Below are 2,305 nucleotides of genomic sequence, written 5' to 3' on the forward strand. Positions count from 1 at the left end.
ATTAAAATTATTTTTGATGAGCACTTTAACCTTGCTGCAAGGATCTGTGGCGAGGCATGTGAAACAACCCCATCCGGCGGGATGCTAGATGGACGTTAAACTTAAGAATCCTGAAGATTATTAACATGACAGAATCTTTTGCTCAACTCTTTGAAGAATCCCTGAAAACAATTGAAACACGTCCGGGCTCTATTGTCCGTGGTGTTGTTGTTTCTATCGATAAAGATATCGTACTGGTTGACGCCGGTCTGAAATCTGAGTCAGCAATTCCAGCAGAACAGTTCAAGAACGCGCAAGGCGAACTGGAAATTCAAGTTGGTGACGAAGTTGACGTTGCTCTGGACGCTGTTGAAGACGGCTTCGGTGAAACTCTGCTGTCCCGTGAAAAAGCTAAGCGTCACGAAGCATGGCTGATGCTGGAAAAAGCTTACGAAGAAGCTGCAACCGTTACTGGTGTGATCAACGGCAAAGTGAAGGGCGGCTTTACAGTCGAACTGAACGGTATCCGTGCGTTCCTGCCTGGTTCACTGGTTGATGTGCGCCCAGTTCGCGATACTCTGCATCTGGAAGGCAAAGAGCTTGAGTTCAAAGTCATCAAGCTTGATCAGAAACGCAACAACGTAGTTGTTTCTCGTCGTGCAGTTATCGAATCTGAGAACAGCGCTGAGCGTGATCAATTGCTGGAAAACCTGCAAGAAGGCATGGAAGTTAAGGGTATCGTTAAGAACCTGACTGACTACGGTGCATTCGTTGATCTGGGTGGCGTTGATGGCTTGCTGCACATTACTGACATGGCTTGGAAACGTGTTAAACACCCAAGCGAAATCGTCAATGTGGGCGACGAAATCACTGTTAAAGTTCTGAAATTCGACCGCGAACGTACTCGTGTATCCCTGGGCTTGAAACAGCTTGGCGAAGATCCATGGGTTGCTATCGCTAAACGTTACCCAGAAAGCACCAAGCTGACTGGTCGTGTAACTAACCTGACTGATTACGGCTGCTTCGTAGAAATCGAAGAAGGCGTTGAAGGTTTGGTACACGTTTCAGAAATGGATTGGACCAACAAAAACATTCACCCGTCTAAAGTTGTTAACGTTGGCGACGTAGTGGAAGTTATGGTTCTGGACATCGATGAAGAACGTCGTCGTATTTCTCTGGGCCTGAAACAGTGCAAATCTAACCCATGGCAGCTGTTTGCAGAAACTCACAACAAAAACGACCGCGTTGAAGGTAAAATCAAGTCTATCACTGACTTCGGTATCTTCATCGGCCTGGACGGCGGCATCGACGGCCTGGTTCACCTGTCTGACATCTCCTGGAACGTTGCAGGCGAAGAAGCAGTTCGTGAATATAAGAAAGGCGACGAAATCGCAGCTGTGGTTCTGCAAGTTGACGCAGAACGTGAGCGCATCTCCCTGGGCGTGAAACAACTGGCAGAAGACCCGTTCAATAACTACCTGTCTGTTAACAAGAAAGGTGCTATTGTTACTGGTAAAGTAACTGCAGTTGACGCTAAAGGTGCTACAGTTGAATTGGCAGGCGGCGTAGAAGGTTATCTGCGTGCTTCCGAAGCAACTCGCGACCGCGTTGAAGATGCGACGCTGGTTCTGAACGTCGGTGATGAAGTTGAAGCCAAATATACTGGCGTTGACCGTAAAAACCGCGTAATCAGCCTGTCTGTTCGTGCTAAAGACGAAGCTGATGAGAAAGATGCTATTGCTACAGTTAACAACAAGCCAGAAGAAGGTAACTTCTCTAGCGCAATGGCAGAAGCGTTCAAAGCTGCAAAAGGCGAGTAATAACGGGGGGCGGTTTTTCCGCCCCTATACGGTAGTTTAGCTGCAAAGCTTGGAGGTAATATGACCAAGTCTGAACTTATTGAAAGACTTGCTGGCCAGCAATCTCATGTACCGGCTAAAGCCGTTGAGGATGCAGTGAAAGAAATGCTTGAACATATGGCTGGAACACTAGCTGAAGGTGAGCGCATTGAGATCCGAGGATTTGGCAGTTTTTCTCTTCACTACCGTGCTCCGCGTGTTGGCCGTAATCCAAAGACTGGTGCTAAAGTTGAATTGGAAGGTAAGTACGTTCCACACTTTAAGCCAGGTAAAGAATTGCGTGATCGCGCTAATATCTACGGCTAAGTTGTTTACAACTTACCGCGTTATTATCTATACCTAAAATCATTGGTGTCATAGCTAATACTGCTGTGACGCTGATTATAAAAGGTATAAACGCTGATAAGAAACGGTGCCTAATGGCACCGTTTTTCTTTCTTTCTAATGTCCCGCGCTAAAATTAGCTG

2 protein-coding genes are annotated in these 2,305 nt (G+C 46.7%); both read left to right on the forward strand.

Features of this window, described 5'->3' with window-relative positions; all coding sequences use genetic code 11:
- The first annotated feature begins 125 nt into the window (after positions 1-125).
- The gene (gene rpsA, locus V2A85_RS23120) at positions 126-1,799 is read left to right on the forward strand and encodes a 30S ribosomal protein S1 (protein WP_004391091.1); all 1,674 of its coding nucleotides are present in this window, start codon (positions 126-128) and stop codon (positions 1,797-1,799) included.
- Positions 1,800-1,859: 60 nt separating this feature from the next.
- Positions 1,860-2,144, forward strand: a complete 285-nt coding sequence (gene ihfB, locus V2A85_RS23125) for an integration host factor subunit beta (RefSeq protein WP_005184672.1) — start codon at positions 1,860-1,862, stop codon at positions 2,142-2,144.
- Positions 2,145-2,305 lie beyond the last annotated feature (161 nt).

Origin of the sequence: Yersinia sp. 1252 StPb PI (genome assembly GCF_048593885.1) — a bacterium.
GTDB classification, from domain to species: Bacteria; Pseudomonadota; Gammaproteobacteria; order Enterobacterales; family Enterobacteriaceae; genus Yersinia; species Yersinia enterocolitica_E.

Coding starts and splice junctions, on each gene's coding strand:
- rpsA (WP_004391091.1), top strand. CDS start 126: ATGACAGAATCTTTTGCTCAACTCTTTGAAGAATCCCTGAAAACAATT.
- ihfB (WP_005184672.1), top strand. CDS start 1,860: ATGACCAAGTCTGAACTTATTGAAAGACTTGCTGGCCAGCAATCTCAT.